Source organism: Curtobacterium sp. UCD-KPL2560 (assembly GCF_001705035.1).
Lineage (GTDB): Bacteria > Actinomycetota > Actinomycetes > Actinomycetales > Microbacteriaceae > Curtobacterium.
The window spans coordinates 1-15,405 of the sequence record NZ_MCIG01000042.1 but is presented as its reverse complement, the minus strand read 5'-3'; the positions used below and the strand labels follow the sequence as shown (position 1 = coordinate 15,405).

The 15,405-nt window shown below is 70.6% G+C and carries 20 protein-coding genes; 8 read left to right on the top strand and 12 right to left on the bottom strand.

The genetic code is table 11. The annotated features are described in order from the left end of the window. Positions 1 to 354: 354 nt before the first annotated feature. Both nrdF and BEP24_RS10610 read left to right on the top strand, forming a co-directional pair. Complete coding sequence (gene nrdF / locus BEP24_RS10615; protein ID WP_065963154.1) at positions 355 to 1,356, top strand: class 1b ribonucleoside-diphosphate reductase subunit beta; 1,002 nt, start codon at positions 355 to 357, stop codon at positions 1,354 to 1,356. A 272-nt stretch (positions 1,357 to 1,628) separates the two neighbouring features. Then, positions 1,629 to 2,057 carry a hypothetical protein gene (locus BEP24_RS10610; RefSeq protein WP_065963152.1) on the top strand — a complete coding sequence of 143 codons (429 nt, stop codon included), beginning with the start codon at positions 1,629 to 1,631 and terminating at the stop codon, positions 2,055 to 2,057. A 68-nt stretch (positions 2,058 to 2,125) separates the two neighbouring features. Here BEP24_RS10610 and BEP24_RS10605 read toward each other — a convergent pair whose 3' ends face one another. From BEP24_RS10605 to BEP24_RS10575, 7 genes are all read right to left on the bottom strand, one after another. Continuing rightward, a complete protein-coding gene (locus BEP24_RS10605) occupies positions 2,126 to 2,545 on the bottom strand; it encodes a hypothetical protein (protein WP_065963149.1) in 420 nt (139 codons plus the stop codon). 162 nt (positions 2,546 to 2,707) lie between these two features. Next, entirely contained in the window at positions 2,708 to 3,349 is a 642-nt protein-coding gene (locus BEP24_RS10600; RefSeq protein WP_139197552.1) for a hypothetical protein, read from the bottom strand. Between the two features lie 85 nt (positions 3,350 to 3,434). After that, on the bottom strand, positions 3,435 to 3,788 hold the full coding sequence (locus BEP24_RS10595) for an SdpI family protein (protein WP_065963146.1): 354 nt from the start codon (positions 3,786 to 3,788) through the stop codon (positions 3,435 to 3,437). A 72-nt stretch (positions 3,789 to 3,860) separates the two neighbouring features. Then, a complete protein-coding gene (locus BEP24_RS10590) occupies positions 3,861 to 4,286 on the bottom strand; it encodes a PRC-barrel domain-containing protein (RefSeq protein ID WP_065963144.1) in 426 nt (141 codons plus the stop codon). Positions 4,287 to 4,400: 114 nt separating this feature from the next. Further along, positions 4,401 to 4,703, bottom strand: a complete 303-nt coding sequence (locus BEP24_RS10585; RefSeq protein WP_065963142.1) for a hypothetical protein — start codon at positions 4,701 to 4,703, stop codon at positions 4,401 to 4,403. A gap of 199 nt (positions 4,704 to 4,902) precedes the next feature. Beyond that, complete coding sequence (locus BEP24_RS10580; RefSeq protein WP_065963141.1) at positions 4,903 to 6,099, bottom strand: FAD-binding domain-containing protein; 1,197 nt, start codon at positions 6,097 to 6,099, stop codon at positions 4,903 to 4,905. A gap of 80 nt (positions 6,100 to 6,179) precedes the next feature. Further along, on the bottom strand, positions 6,180 to 6,926 hold the full coding sequence (locus BEP24_RS10575) for an SDR family oxidoreductase (RefSeq protein ID WP_065963136.1): 747 nt from the start codon (positions 6,924 to 6,926) through the stop codon (positions 6,180 to 6,182). 91 nt (positions 6,927 to 7,017) lie between these two features. Between BEP24_RS10575 and BEP24_RS10570 the strand changes: the two genes are divergently transcribed. The 4 genes from BEP24_RS10570 to BEP24_RS10560 all read left to right on the top strand — a co-directional run bounded on the left by BEP24_RS10570 (position 7,018) and on the right by BEP24_RS10560 (position 9,143). Further along, positions 7,018 to 7,647, top strand: a complete 630-nt coding sequence (locus BEP24_RS10570; RefSeq protein WP_065963135.1) for a TetR/AcrR family transcriptional regulator — start codon at positions 7,018 to 7,020, stop codon at positions 7,645 to 7,647. A 196-nt stretch (positions 7,648 to 7,843) separates the two neighbouring features. Then, positions 7,844 to 8,590: a hypothetical protein gene (locus BEP24_RS10565; protein ID WP_141693431.1), complete on the top strand. Its 747-nt coding sequence runs from the start codon at positions 7,844 to 7,846 to the stop codon at positions 8,588 to 8,590. A 94-nt stretch (positions 8,591 to 8,684) separates the two neighbouring features. Continuing rightward, positions 8,685 to 8,822 (top strand): hypothetical protein, encoded by a 138-nt coding sequence (locus BEP24_RS17595; protein WP_171898794.1) that lies wholly within the window; start codon positions 8,685 to 8,687, stop codon positions 8,820 to 8,822. 39 nt (positions 8,823 to 8,861) lie between these two features. Further along, entirely contained in the window at positions 8,862 to 9,143 is a 282-nt protein-coding gene (locus BEP24_RS10560; protein ID WP_065963131.1) for a hypothetical protein, read from the top strand. 122 nt (positions 9,144 to 9,265) lie between these two features. Here BEP24_RS10560 and BEP24_RS10555 read toward each other — a convergent pair whose 3' ends face one another. The 3 genes from BEP24_RS10555 to BEP24_RS10545 form a co-directional block, all read right to left on the bottom strand. Beyond that, positions 9,266 to 9,616: a hypothetical protein gene (locus BEP24_RS10555; protein ID WP_065963130.1), complete on the bottom strand. Its 351-nt coding sequence runs from the start codon at positions 9,614 to 9,616 to the stop codon at positions 9,266 to 9,268. A gap of 126 nt (positions 9,617 to 9,742) precedes the next feature. Beyond that, on the bottom strand, positions 9,743 to 10,792 hold the full coding sequence (locus BEP24_RS10550) for a methionine synthase (protein ID WP_065963128.1): 1,050 nt from the start codon (positions 10,790 to 10,792) through the stop codon (positions 9,743 to 9,745). A 14-nt stretch (positions 10,793 to 10,806) separates the two neighbouring features. After that, the gene (locus BEP24_RS10545; RefSeq protein WP_065963175.1) at positions 10,807 to 11,790 is read right to left on the bottom strand and encodes a putative oxygenase MesX; all 984 of its coding nucleotides are present in this window, start codon (positions 11,788 to 11,790) and stop codon (positions 10,807 to 10,809) included. A gap of 118 nt (positions 11,791 to 11,908) precedes the next feature. Between BEP24_RS10545 and BEP24_RS10540 the strand changes: the two genes are divergently transcribed. Continuing rightward, the gene (locus BEP24_RS10540) at positions 11,909 to 12,850 is read left to right on the top strand and encodes a LysR family transcriptional regulator (protein WP_065963125.1); all 942 of its coding nucleotides are present in this window, start codon (positions 11,909 to 11,911) and stop codon (positions 12,848 to 12,850) included. A 201-nt stretch (positions 12,851 to 13,051) separates the two neighbouring features. Here the strand turns inward: BEP24_RS10540 and BEP24_RS10535 are convergent, their stop codons facing one another. After that, positions 13,052 to 13,792: an SGNH/GDSL hydrolase family protein gene (locus BEP24_RS10535; protein ID WP_253181662.1), complete on the bottom strand. Its 741-nt coding sequence runs from the start codon at positions 13,790 to 13,792 to the stop codon at positions 13,052 to 13,054. A 169-nt stretch (positions 13,793 to 13,961) separates the two neighbouring features. Then, positions 13,962 to 14,942, bottom strand: a complete 981-nt coding sequence (locus BEP24_RS10530) for a nuclear transport factor 2 family protein (protein WP_065963123.1) — start codon at positions 14,940 to 14,942, stop codon at positions 13,962 to 13,964. Between the two features lie 63 nt (positions 14,943 to 15,005). Between BEP24_RS10530 and BEP24_RS10525 the strand changes: the two genes are divergently transcribed. After that, on the top strand, positions 15,006 to 15,405 hold a 400-nt coding region (locus BEP24_RS10525), incomplete at its 3' end, for a helix-turn-helix domain-containing protein (protein ID WP_141693430.1).

Sequence of the window (15,405 nt, the reverse complement as noted above, 5' to 3'; positions counted from 1 at the left end):
TACTGTACATGAGTCGAACTGGCCGTCTGGGCCAGGCTCTCGGGGCTGAACCAGTCCCGAGAGGAGGTGAAGACAGTGGGCAAGAGCGTCAACCGAAGTGCCGCAAGCGGTCGCTTCGTTAGCGCCGCTGCCGCCGCTCGTTGGCCGTCGAAGACGACAACGGAGCGTGTGGGTAGTGGTACCGGCAACTCCCGCACGGTGAATCGTTCCGCTAGCTCAGGTCAGTTCGTGACCGCGGCAAGCGCAAGGCGAAACCCCGACGGCACCATCACCCAGCGCGTCTAGCGCTGGAGGCGGGGCAGGTGAAGGCCTGCCCCGCCCACATCGACGGCAAGCGACAGTCAGGAAGAGACCATGACCCTCACCGACCCGGTCCACGCAACGGGCAAGTCCATCCCGCTGATCAGTGCGGTCAGTGCCATCAACTGGAACCGCATCCAGGACGACAAGGACGTCGAGGTCTGGAACCGGCTGGTCAACAACTTCTGGCTGCCCGAGAAGGTGCCGCTGTCGAACGACGTGCAGTCGTGGAACACGCTGACGCCGGAGGAGCAGCAGCTCACCATGCGGGTCTTCACCGGCCTGACGCTGCTCGACACCATCCAGGGCACCGTCGGCGCGATCAGCCTGATCCCCGACGCGATCACCCCGCACGAAGAGGCCGTCTACACGAACATCGCGTTCATGGAGTCGGTGCACGCGAAGAGCTACTCGTCGATCTTCTCGACGCTCGCCTCGACGCCCGAGATCGACGACGCCTTCCGCTGGTCCACCGAGAACGTGAACCTGCAGAAGAAGGCCCAGATCGTCCTCGACTACTACACCGGTGACGACCCCCTGAAGCGCAAGGTCGCCTCGACGCTGCTCGAGTCGTTCCTGTTCTACTCCGGCTTCTACCTGCCGATGTACTGGTCCTCGCGCGCGAAGCTCACCAACACCGCCGACCTGATCCGCCTGATCATCCGCGACGAGGCCGTGCACGGGTACTACATCGGCTACAAGTTCCAGAAGGGCCTCGAGGGCGCTTCCGAGGAGCGCAAGCAGGAGATCAAGGACTACACGTTCAACCTGCTGTTCGAGCTCTACGAGAACGAGGTGCAGTACACGCAGGACCTCTACGACGGTGTCGGGCTGACCGAGGACGTCAAGAAGTTCCTGCACTACAACGCCAACAAGGCGCTGATGAACCTGGGATACGAGCCGATGTTCCCGAAGGAGACGACGGACGTGAACCCGGCGATCCTGTCGGCCCTGTCGCCGAACGCGGACGAGAACCACGACTTCTTCTCCGGGTCGGGCTCGTCGTACGTCATCGGCAAGGCGGTCGTGACGGAGGACGAGGACTGGGACTTCTGATCCTGGTCTGATCCGCTCTGACTCGTGGGGACGCCCCGCTGGCTCCGGCTGGCGGGGCGTTCGCGCGCTTCGAAGCTGATGCCGGGCGGGTCCTCGGAGGCAGGCGCGCCGGTGCTCGTCTACGCTGGGCTGCTCACGAGGGGGACGTGGTGCGATCCGGACGATCTGTGGTCATCGCCAGCATGCTGAGCGCGGTCGCCGTCGTGCTCGCCGGGTGTGCGACGTTTCCCCCAGCTCCCCGAGGGGTGGGGTCTGACTGGCCGAGCGCCGCGGTGCCGAGTGCGGTGCGGTGGCCCTCCGACTGGATCGACGGCATCTCCGGCGAATCCGAGGCCGTGGGCGGTCCGGTCGTCGGGCTCCGCCTCGAGTACGTGGCGGAGCAGTGGGTCTGGCGGATCCGCAGCACCGATCCGGGGAGGACGGACTTCATGGGGGAGTCCGACGCGGAACCGACCAGCGGTGTCGAGGCGCTCGTCGACGCCGCGGACCTCAGCCTCGTGCGGAGACGCGAGGTCACCCTGACCGAGGCTGAGGTCGCGGAGACGGACACCAGCTGTGGCGACGCCGTCCGGGCCTCGGGCGAGGAGTGGCCCGGCTCACGACTGGTCGAGCTGGCGCGTGTCGTCGACGGGCGCGAGCCGACGTGGCGGGTCACGACGTACGACACCGAGGACGGCGACCTCACCCCGCGGACGCTCTGAGTACGCGCTGCACGTGCACGAGACCGTCCGGTTCCGTCCTTGTCATGTGACCGCCGAACGCCGATCGGCTACCGGACGACGTGCAGCGCCCTGAGCTGTCCGACCAGGTCCGCGGCGTCAGCGTGCATCCCCTCGAAGATCCGGTAGAGGGTCTCCGATCGATCGACAGGACCGACGGCCCAGCAGCGCTTGCCGAGGCCGAACGCGATGCCTGCTTCGATGTGTGCAGCAGCCCCGGCCGGCAGCACGAGGACGAAGTGATCGGCCGCGCGGAGCTCCGCCAGGTCTTGTTCGAAGAGCTTCCGCACCCCTGCCGAGTCGAGAGCTGCGTCGTCTGCGCCTCCCGGATTCGCGAGGACGGCGGCCTCTTCGTCGTACTCCGCTCGCACGAAGGAGTACGACGAAGCCCCCGCGCGGTCGAATGCTTCGACGACGTCGAGCACTGCCGCCCGGTTGCGCCAGCTGCCTGCGATGAAGAACTCGCTCATGGGAAGACGCTAATGCGGCGAGCGTGGTTGCGGTGCTGCTCCTCGGGAACGCGTTCGCCCCGTGGCGGCCGCTCCTCGGCGATCACGACGCCGGCGAGATCGCGTGCAGGAAGCTCTCGTTCGCCATCGCGTTCCCCGCGCATCGCGGCCTGGAGCTCCGTGTCACCGGAGGGACGACTCTGGCTCGATGAGTCGATGCGGTACCTGCGCGGTGCACACCCGCGTGCCCGGCGGAAGTTCGCCGTGTTCGAGCTCGTAGTCGCACTCACCGCAGGTCGCGCCCTTCGCATCCCGTTCGGTGGGGTGTTCGGCCCACGGGTGTGGGCACACGTCACAGGCGTGCTGCCGGAGGCGTCTCGACACGGCGCGGAAGTCGAGGATCACCGGCGTCGATCCGTCCCACGGCCGCCATCGCCACCGACGGCGGACCGCGATGAGCGTCGTGCCGACATCGAGCAGCACCTGACTCTGGACGGACGTGGTCACGGCTACCTCGCACGGGATGACGCCTCGGAGCGTCACTGTCGTCGAGGTCACGTCGATGGCTTCGAGGACGAGGTCGCCCGTCCCATGGACGTGATCGACGACGACGTCCACCGCGTCGGGCACGGTCAGCGTGACAGGCAGGAGAACCGTTCCGGCGCTCGTGTCGTGCTCGACGACCGAACCGTTCAGGACGAACCGTCCGTCGACGGCCCGTGCGGCGGTGACGTCGAACGTCGCATCGTCGAGCTCGTCGAGGGAACGCAGTGGCACGGTGTGATCCTCGCAGTCCCAGGTCCCAGGTCTCGTGGTCTCGCGCATGCGGGTCGAGTGAGCTGTTCGATCGCGGATCGACCGACGGAGCTCGTGCCCGGGACGGTGCCCGGCCCTGCAGCGCGTCGCAGCCCTACGACGCCTGCGACGACCGGCGGACGGCGCGGTGGGCGGCCGGGATGGACAGGAGCGCCCCGCCGACCAGGAGGCCCGCGGCGACGAGCACGGCGGCCGGTGTGCGGAGTGGTTCGACGCTGATGCTGATCGCTGCCCACGTCACGGTGGCGATCGCGGAGATGATCGTCGGTCGCAGTGCTGCACGATGGCCGAGCCGCCACGCCTCGTCGCTCGACAGCGTGATCGACGTTCGTACACCAGCGAGCCTGTTCCGCGGCAACGATCCGTTGGCCGCTCTCCAGGTCAGCCACGTGATGAGGGCCGCTCCGCCGACTTCGAGCGTCATCGCGAACACCAGCACTCCGAGCATGTCAGCCGCGGTAGAGTACGAGTCGAAGAACGGCAATGTTTCAGGCGCGCATGGGAGGGGTGGCCGCTCGGCTCACGCCGGTGGCGTCGTGCCCGCGCCCTCGGTGTCGTCCGCGCCGGCCGGGCCGGTGCCGGCCTGGTCGAGGTTCTCGTGCGGGTCGCCCATGTCGCCGGTCGCCTTGCCGGCCGGGGAGAGCCCGAAGTGCTTGCGGGCGGCGTTCTCGTCGGCGAGGGGCAGGATGTTCCCGGCGCCGGGGGAGGGCGCGTCCTTGATCGCACGCTTCGTGTAGCCGACGTGCAGGTCCGTGCCGTCGAAGCTGGCGTCCTCGACGGGGACGAGAGCCGTGTGACTCCCGAAGAGCCCGGTTGCGACGCTGACGAACGCAGCGCTGCCGTCCTCCGCGGAGGGGAACACCTGCGCGACCTTGCCGACCGATGCGCCGTCGCGGTCCCGGACGGTGGCGTTCTCGACCTCGTGGATCCTGTCCTTGGTGATCATGGACGTAGTCAACGCCCCGCGCCTGGCGCTTCGCGGCGGAGCGTCTCATGGTGCTGAACGGCTACGACCAGGATGTGGTGGCTCCGCCGTCGAAATCGGCGGAGCCACCATGGCTCAGCGTCGAGCGATCGCCGACGCGGCCTCGATGATCGTCGTGCCCGGATGGTCCTCGCGGTACCGACGAACATCACGCGGGTCGACGCGAGCGCCGCGGAGATCGACGGCGATCGAGTCGTCGGCACCGGGAGAGGCCGCGGCGAACCACAACGTCCCGAACGCCACCATGCCCGCTGGCGCGGTACCGAACAACGCGAAGGCGCCCACTGCTGCCATCACTCCGCTGACGATCACGAGGGCGCGGGTCCGCGCGTTTACGACGATCATGACCTCCCTTTCGACCCCGGCGGCCCTCGCCACGGTGCGAGCATCGTGCCCGACCGACGGAGAAAGATCAAACGTGGTGTATCTGCACCTCAGGCATGCATCCGCGGCGGTCCATTGCTGCAACCTGCGGACGTGACCTGCGGGACGGAGGTGAGCCGCGCCTCCAGGCCGGTCGGCAGAGCAACCACCTGCCGGACGGGACGCGGCGGACGGTGCCGGGGCTCGGCGGACGCTAGCGCTGACGAACGAGCCCGGGGATCCGCTCGCGGAACGGGAAGAAGCCGCGCGACGCGTACGGCCACGCGCGGCCGTCCCAGCGTCGGCGGACGGTGACGAGCGTGATGCCCTCCGCGGCGAGGTGGGCGCGCAGGAGGTCGAGTCGCTCCCGGACGGGGCCGACGGGCGCGTACGGGACGACGATCGAGTCGAAGTCCTCGGCGGCTGCCCAGTCGAGCACGGCGGAGGGCTCGAGCGAGTCGAGCCCCGTCGCGGGACGACCTGCTGCGTCGGTCGTCCGTGACGCCGCGTCCGCTGCCGCGCCGGTGGTGAAGGCCACGACCGCGGGTGACACCGCGACGGGTGAACGGTGACGGGGGTCGGCGGCGACAGCGGTCGCCCGGAACGACCCGGCGAGGGACGGGTGCTCGGCGAGCAGGCTCTCGGGCTCGAGGTCCTCCTCGTGCAGCAGCAACCCGACGCGTTCGCCTGGCTGGCCCTCGACGTCGTCGGACGCGACCGGGACCGCGGGCGGGAAGGCCTCCTCGTCGAGCGCGCGCGCCTCGGTGGCGAGCCCGGTCGGGGCGAAGCGGCCGTCGGTGTACCGAGCGATGTTCTCGGTGGTCGCCAGGTAGGCCTTCCCCCGGGTCTGGAGCCCGGCCACCCACCGCCACGACAGGGTGTTGGAGGCGGCGTCGCCGTCGAGGAGGTGGCGGTGGAAGAAGTCGGCGCCGAGTTGCCACGGCAGCTCGAGGGTGAAGACCCAGATGCTCGCGAACCACATCCGCGTGTGGTTGTGGAGGTACCCGGTCTCGACGAGCTCCGCGGCCCACGCGTCCATCGCGTCGATGCCGGACCGTCCGGAGACCACGTCCTCGTAGTGGGCGGGCAGGTCCCCGGCGAGCAGGTCGGCGACCTTGGCACGGTAGCGGCGCCAGACCTCGGGGCGCTGTTCGAGCCATCCCTTCCAGTAGGTGCGCCAGAAGACCTCCTGCACGAACTTCTCCGCGGCGTGCAGGCTGTGCCGTTCGAGCACGGCGTCGACGACCTCCTGCTCGGTGACGAGCCGGTGCCGGATGTACGGCGACAGACCGGAGACGTTGGTCCGCCCGGGACCCGTGTCGAGGTTGCGGTCGCGACGGTAGTCGGCCCCGGCGTGCGGGACGAACGTGTGCAGGGCGTCGAGGCCGGCGGCTCGGGTGGGGGTGGTCACCCCGCCATCCTGCGCCCGCCGCCACCGGAGGAGCCGTGCGCGGCGGGCGCAGGAGGGGGAGACCGGACAGGTCGGCCGGATCAGGCGATGCTGCTGCCGCCGTCGACGAGGAGCTCGCTGCCGGTCATCCCCGAGCTCTGGTCGGACACGAGGAAGAGCACCGTGGCGGCGACCTCCTCCGGGCGCAGGAGCCGGCCGAACGGGAGCCCGCTCGCCATCTGCTCGAGGAGCGCGTCCGGGTTGCCCGGGGCGAGGCCGGCGAGACCAGGTGTCTCCGTGGGGCCGGGGACGACGGTGTTGATCCGGACGCCGCGCGGCGCGAGCTCGGCCGCCCACGTGCGGGTCAGCGCCGCGATCGCGGCCTTCGACGCCCCGTACAGGCCGAACGACGGCTCCGTGCCCGATGCCGCCGTCGATCCGGTGACGACGACGGCCGAGCCCTCGTGCAGGAACGGCAGGGCGCCCTGCACGGTGAGGGTGGTCCCGCGGACGTTGGTGCCGAACGTCGCCTCGAAGTCCTCGGCGGTGACGGCGTCGAGCGACTTGAACTCCCCACCACCGGCGTTCGCGTGCACGGCGTCCAGGTCGCGACCGCGCTCGGCGACCGCGGCGAAGACCTCCGCGATGTCGTCCGGCTCGGCAGCGTCGGCGCGGATCGGCGTGACCGCGTCGCCGAACTCGTCGCGCAGGGCGTCGAGTGCCTCCTGCCGGCGACCGGTGACGAAGACGTGCGCGCCTTCGTCGACGAAGCGGCGCACGACCGCGAGTCCGATGCCCGACGTCCCGCCGGTGACGAGTGCGGTCTTGTCCTGCAGTACTCCGACCATGGTGACCTCCTGGGGTTGTTGTTGACTGCTTGGTCCAGAACGGTACGCCGTGCTTGACTGATCAGTCAACAACGAGTTCCGAGGAGTCGACATGCCCCGACCGCGCAAGTTCGACGAGGCCGAGGTGGTCGAGCGCGCCCGGCGCGCCTTCGCGGCGTCCGGGTTCGACGGCACGTCCCTCGACGACCTGCTGGCGGCGACCGGGCTCGGGCGGCAGAGTCTGTACAACACGTTCGGGGGCAAGAAGGAGCTGTTCATGCGCGCCTTCCTGAGCGACACCGCCGAGGCCGTCGAGGTCGTGCAGTCCGTCCTCCGGAGCGCGGAGCACCCGATCGCGCGGATCCGGACGCAGCTGGTGTCGGTGGCGGTCGAGCACGGGGCGGCGCAGGGGGCACCGTCACTGCTGCTCCGTGCGGCGGTGGAGCTGTCGGCCCGCGATCAGGAGGTCGCCGCGACCGTCTCCGAGGCCTTCGACACCATCCGCGCGGGCTACACGGCCTGCATCGTCGACGCGCAGGCGGCCGGCGAGGTCGAGGCCGACGCCGACGCGGAGGCGCTCGGCACCTACTTCTGCGCGGTGATCGAGGGGATGGGCGCGATCGGGCGCGTCGGGACGTCGCGCGCTGCGCTCCTGCAGGTGGGGATCGCGAGCCTCGCGGCCCTGCCGATCACACCACTCGGCGAGGAGCACCTCGGGACCGCAGACGGTCCCTGGGACTGAAGGTCACGGCCGGCCGAGGTGACGGCGCAGCGACGTGACCGGCGGGGCGGACGGCTGCCGGGCCTCCAGTCCGGGTCTGGAGGCGCGCATCCGGCGGGAGCACCGCGCGGGTCGGGTCCGTCGGTCGTTGGGTAGTGTCGGACACCAGCTTGCGAACCACACGGGGGTGTGCGTGACGACTGTGTTCGATGACGGGGTGACCGACGTCCGCGTCGCTGCCGTCGGGGGAACTTCCGGGGGCCTGCGGGCTCACCCCTCCCGTCCGCGACTGCGCGGCGCGATCGTGACCGTGCTCGCGGCAACGGTGCTCGCGACGACCGGATGCGCCTCGGGCGGCGCAGGCTGCGTGCCCGGGCAGGACGCGCGAGACGCAGCGGGCACGACGCAGGCGCAGGGAGCCGACCGCTCGTTGCGGGACGAGTTCGAGCTGGCTGGCGAGCGGTACGAGCACGGGCAGGCCGTGCTCGCAGCCGCACAACGACAGGTCTCGGACGGCACGTGGTACTGGAACGGCGGAGACGTCCGTCCCCTGCCCGCAGGCGACGACGCGTTCGGCACGGCGCCGGAGGGTGCGACCAGGGAGAACTCCTACGCGTTCCGAGCCGTGCGGATCATCGAGCCGAAGGGTGCGACCGGCGCGGCGGAGGACCTCGAACCGATGCAGCGCTACTTCGACGAAGAGGGGTGGCGCTCCAGCGGCGCGAAGATCGGCACGGATCACGAGGTCCGGGCCGACACCGGCGACGGATGGTGGGTGACCTGGACCGTGCGGCCGAACGGGCAGTACTCGCTCGGGGTGTACAGCGAGGCGTTCTGGGCACGCGATGCTCCGGAACTCATCGAGGCGATCGCACTGCGCGACCCGGCCGACTTCCCCGATGCATCCGAGCCGGGTGTCTCGGAGCCGTTCCCGGAGTGGAGCGATCGTGTCCGGCAGCGCTGATCGCCGGACGAGGGCGCGCCTCGCGGACGCCGACCGGTCAGTGAGCAACTCCCGCGTGGGACCCACTCGGTGGAGGGCCGTCACCGTCCTCCGAGTGACCGCAGCCGGGCTGCTCGCAGTGGTCGTCCTCGCTGGCTGCAGCGCCGGGATCGGGAAGAGTCCGGACCAGGCGAAGCAGTCCGTCGTCACGTTCGTCGAGGGCTCGACCGACGTGGTCGGGGACGGCTGGTAGACCAGCGACGGCCCCGGACTCGGGAAGTGTGATCTCGGCGTGGGGCAGGGTGGCGTCCAGTACGTCTACGCCGAGGTGCGCGCTGCGAGCGCTGACCAGAAGGCCGACGTCGAGGCGGTGGAGCAGCACTGGAAGGACCTCGGGGTCACGACCGAGCGGTACCAGACCGGCGGCGAGGACCCGATCCTCGGCGTCCGTGGTCGGGGTGGGCCGGTGAGTTCCTCGGACTTCCGCGCTGATCCCCGTGGATACACGATCGACGGCAGCTCGCTGTGTGTCCCGGGCGACTTCGACGAGATGAGCCTCGACGGCCAGGAGTGACCACGGCGACCTGATCGCAGCAACCGAGCCGTGCCTCCGGTCCGGGCTGCGACCAGGCCACGTGGTCAACGCCCCGCGTCTGACCCGATTGTGTCAGGCCGTGCTCGTCGTCGGTTCGTCGCTCAGGTGCGGTCCCAGTGCGTCGCCCACAAGGCGTCGATGCGCTCACTGTCGGTCCACCAGAGCACATCGACCTCTCGGGTGAGCGCGTCGATGAGGCCACCTTCCTGGCCGGGGACCCGATCGTCCGTGAACCACTCGATCTCCTCGGGGCCGTCCCACACCTCCACCTCGTACCAGTCGAAGCCGGCCGCGGTCCAGTGTGGATGAGCCACGACCGTCGAGCCGGCCGCAGGCCCCGAGCCGATCGTCCCGATGATGCCGTTCCGGCCCCAGTCCGCGAGCTTCGGGACTCGGGGATCGATCTCCTCGGGATGCGGTGCGGGGGGCTTTCGGTTCCGCCAGGGTCGCATGGAAGCATGCTGGCACGGACGTGTCGATCTGCTGGAACGTCGTCTCGGCCGACGCGACCTCTGCCGCGAAAGCGACCCGAGCCTCCAGGCGGGACCTGAGCGCCATTCGGCCGCCGCGACGCCGCGCTAGCGCCCTGCCGGCACCGCCACGCGAGCGAGCTCGGCGCGCACGATGTCCGCCCCAGCGGACAGCGCGCTGAGCTTGCCGAGCGCCGCGTCCCGCGCCAGCGGCGCCATCCCGCAGTTCGAGCTCGGGATGAGCTTGTCCGCGTCGACGAACTCGAGCGCCCGCCGCAGCACCTCGGCGACCTCGTCCGGGGTCTCGACGGTCTCGGTGGCGACGTCGACCGCGCCGAGCATGACCTTCTTGCCGCGGATCAGCTCGACGAGTTCGAGGGGGACGTGGGAGTGGATGCACTCGAGCGAGACGATGTCGATCGAGGACTGCTGCAGGAGCGGGAAGGACTGCTCGTACTGCCGCCACTCGGCGCCGAGGGTCTCCTTCCACCGGTTGTTCGCCTCGATGCCGTAGCCGTAGCAGATGTGCACGGCGGTCTCGGCGCGCAGACCCTCGGCGGCACGTTCGAGTGCGGCGACGCCCCAGTCCTGCACCTCGTCGTGGAACACCGTGAAGGCGGGCTCGTCGAACTGGATGACGTCGACGCCGGCGTCCTGGAGCTCCCGCGCCTCCTGGTTGAGGATCGTGGCGAACTCCCACGCGAGCTTCTCGCGGCTCTTGTAGTGCTGGTCCGACAGGGTGTCGATCATCGTCATCGGGCCGGGGAGCGCCCACTTGATCGGACGGTCGGTCTGGGCGCGGAGGAACTTCGCGTCCTCGACGAACACCGGCGCGGGGCGGCTGACGGCGCCGACGACCGTGGGCACGGCGGCGTCGTAGCGGTCGCGGATCCGGACGGTCTCCTTGCGCTCCTGGTCGATGCCGTCGAGGTGCTCGATGAACGTCGTGACGAAGTGCTGCCGGGTCTGCTCGCCGTCGCTGACGATGTCGAGCCGTGCGCGCTCCTGCTCGTGGACGGCGATGCGCAGGGCGTCCTGCTTGCCCTCGGCCAGGGCTGCGCCGTCGAGCAGCCAGGGCGACCAGAGCTTCTCGGGCTCGGCGAGCCAGGACGGCTTCGGCAGGCTGCCGACGATGGAGGTGGGGAGGAGGGTGCTCATGTCGGTCCAGGTTCTCAGTGGGTCGGGACGGCGGCGTCGGCGGCGATGCGCTCGAGGAACGATCGGTGCGGCTGCACGAGGTGCTCCTCGGTGTAGCGGCCCTGCGTCACGGCGAGGCGGCTCCGCTCCTCGCGGTCGTAGGTCACGTCGGGCCGCGTGAAGTCGGTGTGCTCCAGGGTCGGGCGGTAGGTGCTCGGGGCGACCGTGTTCGCGTTGTAGATCTCCGGGCGGTAGATCTTCTGGAAGGTCTCCATCGTGGCGATCGTGCCGACGAGCTGCAGGTCGGAGTGGTCGTGCAGCAGGTCGCCGCGCGTGTAGAACGCGAGCGGGGCCTTGCCGCCCGGGGGCATGAAGTAGCGGACCTGCATGCCCATCCGGCCGAAGTAGTCGTCGGTCAGGGAGGAGTGCTCGTGCGCGTACTCGGCGCCGAGCACCGGGTGCACGGTGCCGGTCTGCCGGTAGGTCTGGCTCGTGGAGACGCTGATGCAGACGACGGGCTCGGCGTGGAACTCGGCGCGGAAGGCGTCGGACTCCACGAAGCGCTGGAAGAGCTGGCCGTGCAGGTGGCCGAAGTCGTCGGGCAGGCCGACGGTCTTGTCGAGGGTCGGCAGCAGCACGGCGAAGTCGTAGTCGCGCAGGTACGACGAGAAGTTGTTGCCGAGGATGCCCTGGTGCCGCTCGCCGGTCTGCTGGTCGACGATCGTGACGTCGAGCATCTCGAGCAGCGGGAACGCGACGGCGGCACCGTCGTCGACGAAGTGCGCGGTGACCGAGACGATGTCGAGCTCGACGTGGAAGCGGTCGGTGACGTCACCGTCCGACGACGCCAGGTCGTTCGCGCGGCGGTCGATCATCGCGAGGGCGCTGCGGAGGTTCTGCTGCCGGTGTTCGCCGCGTGCCAGGTTGGCGAAGTTCGTGGTCAGCCGGGAGCTGTCGGCGGGGGAGTAGTCCTCGTCGAAGCGGGTCCGGGTGATGCTGAAGGTGAGGTCGTTCGCCATGCTCGGCATTCCGTACGTCGTGCGCCCGAGGGCACTGGGAAGGTGTCCCTCGATCATGACGGCGGAGCGGAGTCATCAGGTAATACCGAGACGCTATGCGCTGCTATAGCCTCGGCCTATGGCTCGGGTCGCGAACGACATCACCCTGCAGCAGCTGCGGTACTTCATCGAGGTCGCCTCGGAGGGCTCGATCAGCGCGGCCGCCGACCTGCTCTACGTGTCGCAGCCGACGATGTCCGCAGCGATGAAGGACCTCGAGACGCGGATCGGGCGCCCCCTGTTCACCCGGTCGGCCCGGGGCGTGGTGCTCACCGTCGACGGCGTCGAGTTCCTCGGGTACGCCCGGCAGGTCGTCGAACAGGTCTCCCTGCTCGAGCAGCGCTACGTCGGACGGCAGGCCTCGCGGCGGCTGCTCGGGGTCTCCGCGCAGCACTACTCGTTCGCCGTGGAGGCCTTCGTCCGCATGGTCGAGGCGGCGGCCGCGGACGAGTACGAGTTCTCGCTCCGGGAGACCCGCACGTGGGACATCATCGAGGACGTCCGCACCCTGCGGAGCGAGGTCGGTATCCTGTACCGCAACGACTTCAACCGGCAGGTGCTCGGCAAGCTCATGCGGGACGCCGGGGTCGTGTTCACACCGCTGTTCGTCGCGCAGCCGCACATCTTCGTCGCGCGGCGCAACCCGCTCGCGTCGCAGGAACGGGCCACGCTCGACGACCTCGCCGACCTGCCCCGCTTGACCTTCGACCAGGGCGCCAACAACTCCTTCTACCTGGCGGAGGAGATCCTGTCGACGATGTCGAGCAAGCGCGAGATCCGCGTCGCGGACCGGGCGACGATCTTCAACCTCATGATCGGCCTCGGCGGGTACACGATCTCGACGGGGCTGATCAGCGACGACCTGGACCCGGAGATCGTCGCGATCCCGCTCGACGTCGACGAGCGCATCGAGATCGGGTGGATCGCGCACGCGTCGGTGCCGCTCACCGTGCAGGCGCAGACGTACCTGGACGAACTGCGCGCGGTGGTCGTCAGCTACGGGGTGGAGCCGCTGGGCTAGGCCCGGTGGTCCGGCCTGCGTCCGCAGGCCGGGTGACGACCGGCCTGGAGGCGCGACCTGCGTCCGTCAGGCGGGTCGCGCGAGTGCGGTGACCGGCCTGGAGGCGCGGCTTGCGTCGGTCAGGTGGGTTGCGCGGGTGCGGTGACCCGGCAGGAGGCGCGGCCTGCGTCGGTCAGGTGGGTCGCGCCTCCAGGCCGCCCGCTACCGCCGGACCGGACCGAGCGTCGCGCTCTTCGGTTCGCGTCCGTCGCCGGACGACCGTCCGGTCAGGCGCCGGCCGACCCAGGGGAGGACGTGGACGCGGAGGTGTTCGATCGTGGACGCGCGCGCCGCGAGCGTCGTCGTGTCGTCCCAGTCCGGGACGTCGACGCCGAGCGCCGCGAGGACGTTGGCCGCGACCCGCCGGTGCCCGAGTGTGTTCAGGTGGAGGCGGTCCGGTGCCCACAGCGCGATGTCGTGGAAGACCGGGTCCGACCAGTTGTCCACGACGGTGACGTGCGGTCGGTCCGCCCAGCTGCGGATGTGGTCCGCGTACTCGTCGCCTCGTCGGCGGATGAGCCGTCCGAGGGGGAGGTGCTGGGTCATGTCGGCGACCGTGACGAAGAGGACGTCGGCTCCCGCGGCCACGGCGGCGTCCAGGCCGGCCGCGATCCGTCCCGCGTTCGCGGCGATCGACACCTTCGGGCGGATGATGTCGTTGTTGCCGCCGCTGATGCTGAGCAGGTCCGGCGCGAGGCGCAGTGCTGCCGGGAGCTGTTCGTCGAGGATGGGCGTGAGGAGCTTGCCGCGGACGGCGAGGTTCGCGTAGGTCACCTGCTCGTCGGTGGCTGCCGCGAGCCCTCCGGCGACGAGGTCGGCCCACCCTCGGGGCGAACCGTCGGACCAGTCGTCGCCGACCCCTTCGGCGAAGCTGTCGCCGACCACCGCGAACTTCGTGTGCATCGTCGCCATCCTCCCACCGCCGCCCGAGCGCGTCCCCGGACAGGGGCCGCCGCCGCCCGGCCGCCCGACCGACCCACCGCGCGCCCGTTCGATCAGAACCCGGCCACCCGGCGGCCCGGCCACTCGGTCGCGCGTCGCGCGTGCGTGGACGGGCCGCCGGGGCGACCGCTCAGCTCGTCGGGACGACGTCCCAGTGCTCGCGGATCAGGCCGCCGTCGACGCGGAACAGGTCGGCCGCGAGCAGCGGGGCGTCCGGTGCCGCGCCGACCGGCTGCGAGAACGTCCACACGATGTCACCGTCCGCGAGTGAGATGACGGACTGCTGCGCGGGGAACTGCGCGCCGCTGCCGAACAGCTGCTTCAGTGCGGCGGTGCCGTTCGGCGCGACGGGGTTGTGCTGCAGGTACGCGGGGTCGAAGTCGCGGTCGAGCACGGACACGTCGTGGTCGCGGAACAGGGTGTCGTAGGCGGACACCGCGAAGGTGCGGTTGCGCTCCTCCTGGCGCTCGGACGGCGCCGGGGTCGGCCGCGCGGGGCGGTACAGGTCGCTGAACATGGTGTTCGTGTTGCCGCTCGCCGGGGTGCCGGTGGCGATCGGCTGGTCGAGGGACCAGTGCTCGACGACCCGGCCGTCGCGCAGTCGGAACAGGTCGACCGCGGCGTCTCCGCGACGCTCGTCACGGACGTCTGGGGCGACCTGCCAGTGCACGGCGACCAGGTCGCCGTCGGCGGCGATGTGCTTCACGACGGCCTGGGCGCCGGGGACGCGGGTGCGGTCGGCGGCGAACTCGGCCAGGACACCGGCGGGCCCGGCAGCAGCCCCGCTCGCGTGCGTGACCGCGTCCGGGGCGACGAGCGCCTGCGCCAGGCGCCGTGCGGCCGGGCTGGTCGGGTCCGCGAAGGTCCGCGTCAGGAGCGTACGGACGGCGCAGCGGTTGCGGTGCTCGGTCGCGGTGTCGTACCGCGAGGCGGTGGTCCCGCCGTCGGCGACGGTGTTCGTGGCGGCGGTTGCGGTCGCGGTGCCGGCTGCCGCGCTCGCGCTGGCGGTGACGGGGGCGCTGAGTCCGGCGAGCAGGGCGCCGGTGACCAGGGCCGTACCGCTCACGAGGGCGGCGCGGCGGCGGGTGGGGTGCTTCGTCGTGGGCTGCATGGCGACGACGGTAGGTCGGGCGTCCACTGGTCGGAAGGACGCACTTCTCCGTACGGTACTGACATGGACGTCGGAATCGTGGCCCCTGACGGATCGATCGACACCTCCGCGGACGAACCGGTCCGGTTCCCCGCGGCGTGTCCGACGCGAGTGGTGCTCAGCCACGTGACGAGCCGGTGGGGCGTCCTCGTCCTGCTCGCGCTGCGGGACGGTCCCGTGCGCTGGGGTGAGCTGCGCCGGACGATCGAGGGCGTCAGCGAGAAGATGCTCGCCTCGACGCTCCGGACCCTCGAGCACGACGGCATCGTGCACCGCGAGGCACAGCCCACGGTGCCGCCGCGGGTGGACTACTCGCTGACGGAGTCCGGGCACGAGCTCGCCGAGCGCCTCGTCCCGCTCATGGAGTGGCTCGTCGAGCACGCGGACGGGATCGTGGACCGGGGGCGGCCCGGCGGGGTGGGTC

Bases quoted from the DNA above. Each gene is read 5' to 3' on its own strand.
- nrdF (WP_065963154.1), top strand. From the start codon at position 355: ATGACCCTCACCGACCCGGTCCACGCAACGGGCAAGTCCATCCCGCTG.
- BEP24_RS10605 (WP_065963149.1), bottom strand. From the start codon at position 2,545: ATGAGCGAGTTCTTCATCGCAGGCAGCTGGCGCAACCGGGCGGCAGTG.
- BEP24_RS10600 (WP_139197552.1), bottom strand. From the start codon at position 3,349: ATGCGCGAGACCACGAGACCTGGGACCTGGGACTGCGAGGATCACACC.
- BEP24_RS10595 (WP_065963146.1), bottom strand. From the start codon at position 3,788: ATGCTCGGAGTGCTGGTGTTCGCGATGACGCTCGAAGTCGGCGGAGCG.
- BEP24_RS10590 (WP_065963144.1), bottom strand. From the start codon at position 4,286: ATGATCACCAAGGACAGGATCCACGAGGTCGAGAACGCCACCGTCCGG.
- BEP24_RS10575 (WP_065963136.1), bottom strand. From the start codon at position 6,926: ATGGTCGGAGTACTGCAGGACAAGACCGCACTCGTCACCGGCGGGACG.
- BEP24_RS10570 (WP_065963135.1), top strand. From the start codon at position 7,018: ATGCCCCGACCGCGCAAGTTCGACGAGGCCGAGGTGGTCGAGCGCGCC.
- BEP24_RS10555 (WP_065963130.1), bottom strand. From the start codon at position 9,616: ATGCGACCCTGGCGGAACCGAAAGCCCCCCGCACCGCATCCCGAGGAG.
- BEP24_RS10550 (WP_065963128.1), bottom strand. From the start codon at position 10,792: ATGAGCACCCTCCTCCCCACCTCCATCGTCGGCAGCCTGCCGAAGCCG.
- BEP24_RS10545 (WP_065963175.1), bottom strand. From the start codon at position 11,790: ATGGCGAACGACCTCACCTTCAGCATCACCCGGACCCGCTTCGACGAG.
- BEP24_RS10540 (WP_065963125.1), top strand. From the start codon at position 11,909: ATGGCTCGGGTCGCGAACGACATCACCCTGCAGCAGCTGCGGTACTTC.
- BEP24_RS10535 (WP_253181662.1), bottom strand. From the start codon at position 13,792: ATGCACACGAAGTTCGCGGTGGTCGGCGACAGCTTCGCCGAAGGGGTC.
- BEP24_RS10530 (WP_065963123.1), bottom strand. From the start codon at position 14,942: ATGCAGCCCACGACGAAGCACCCCACCCGCCGCCGCGCCGCCCTCGTG.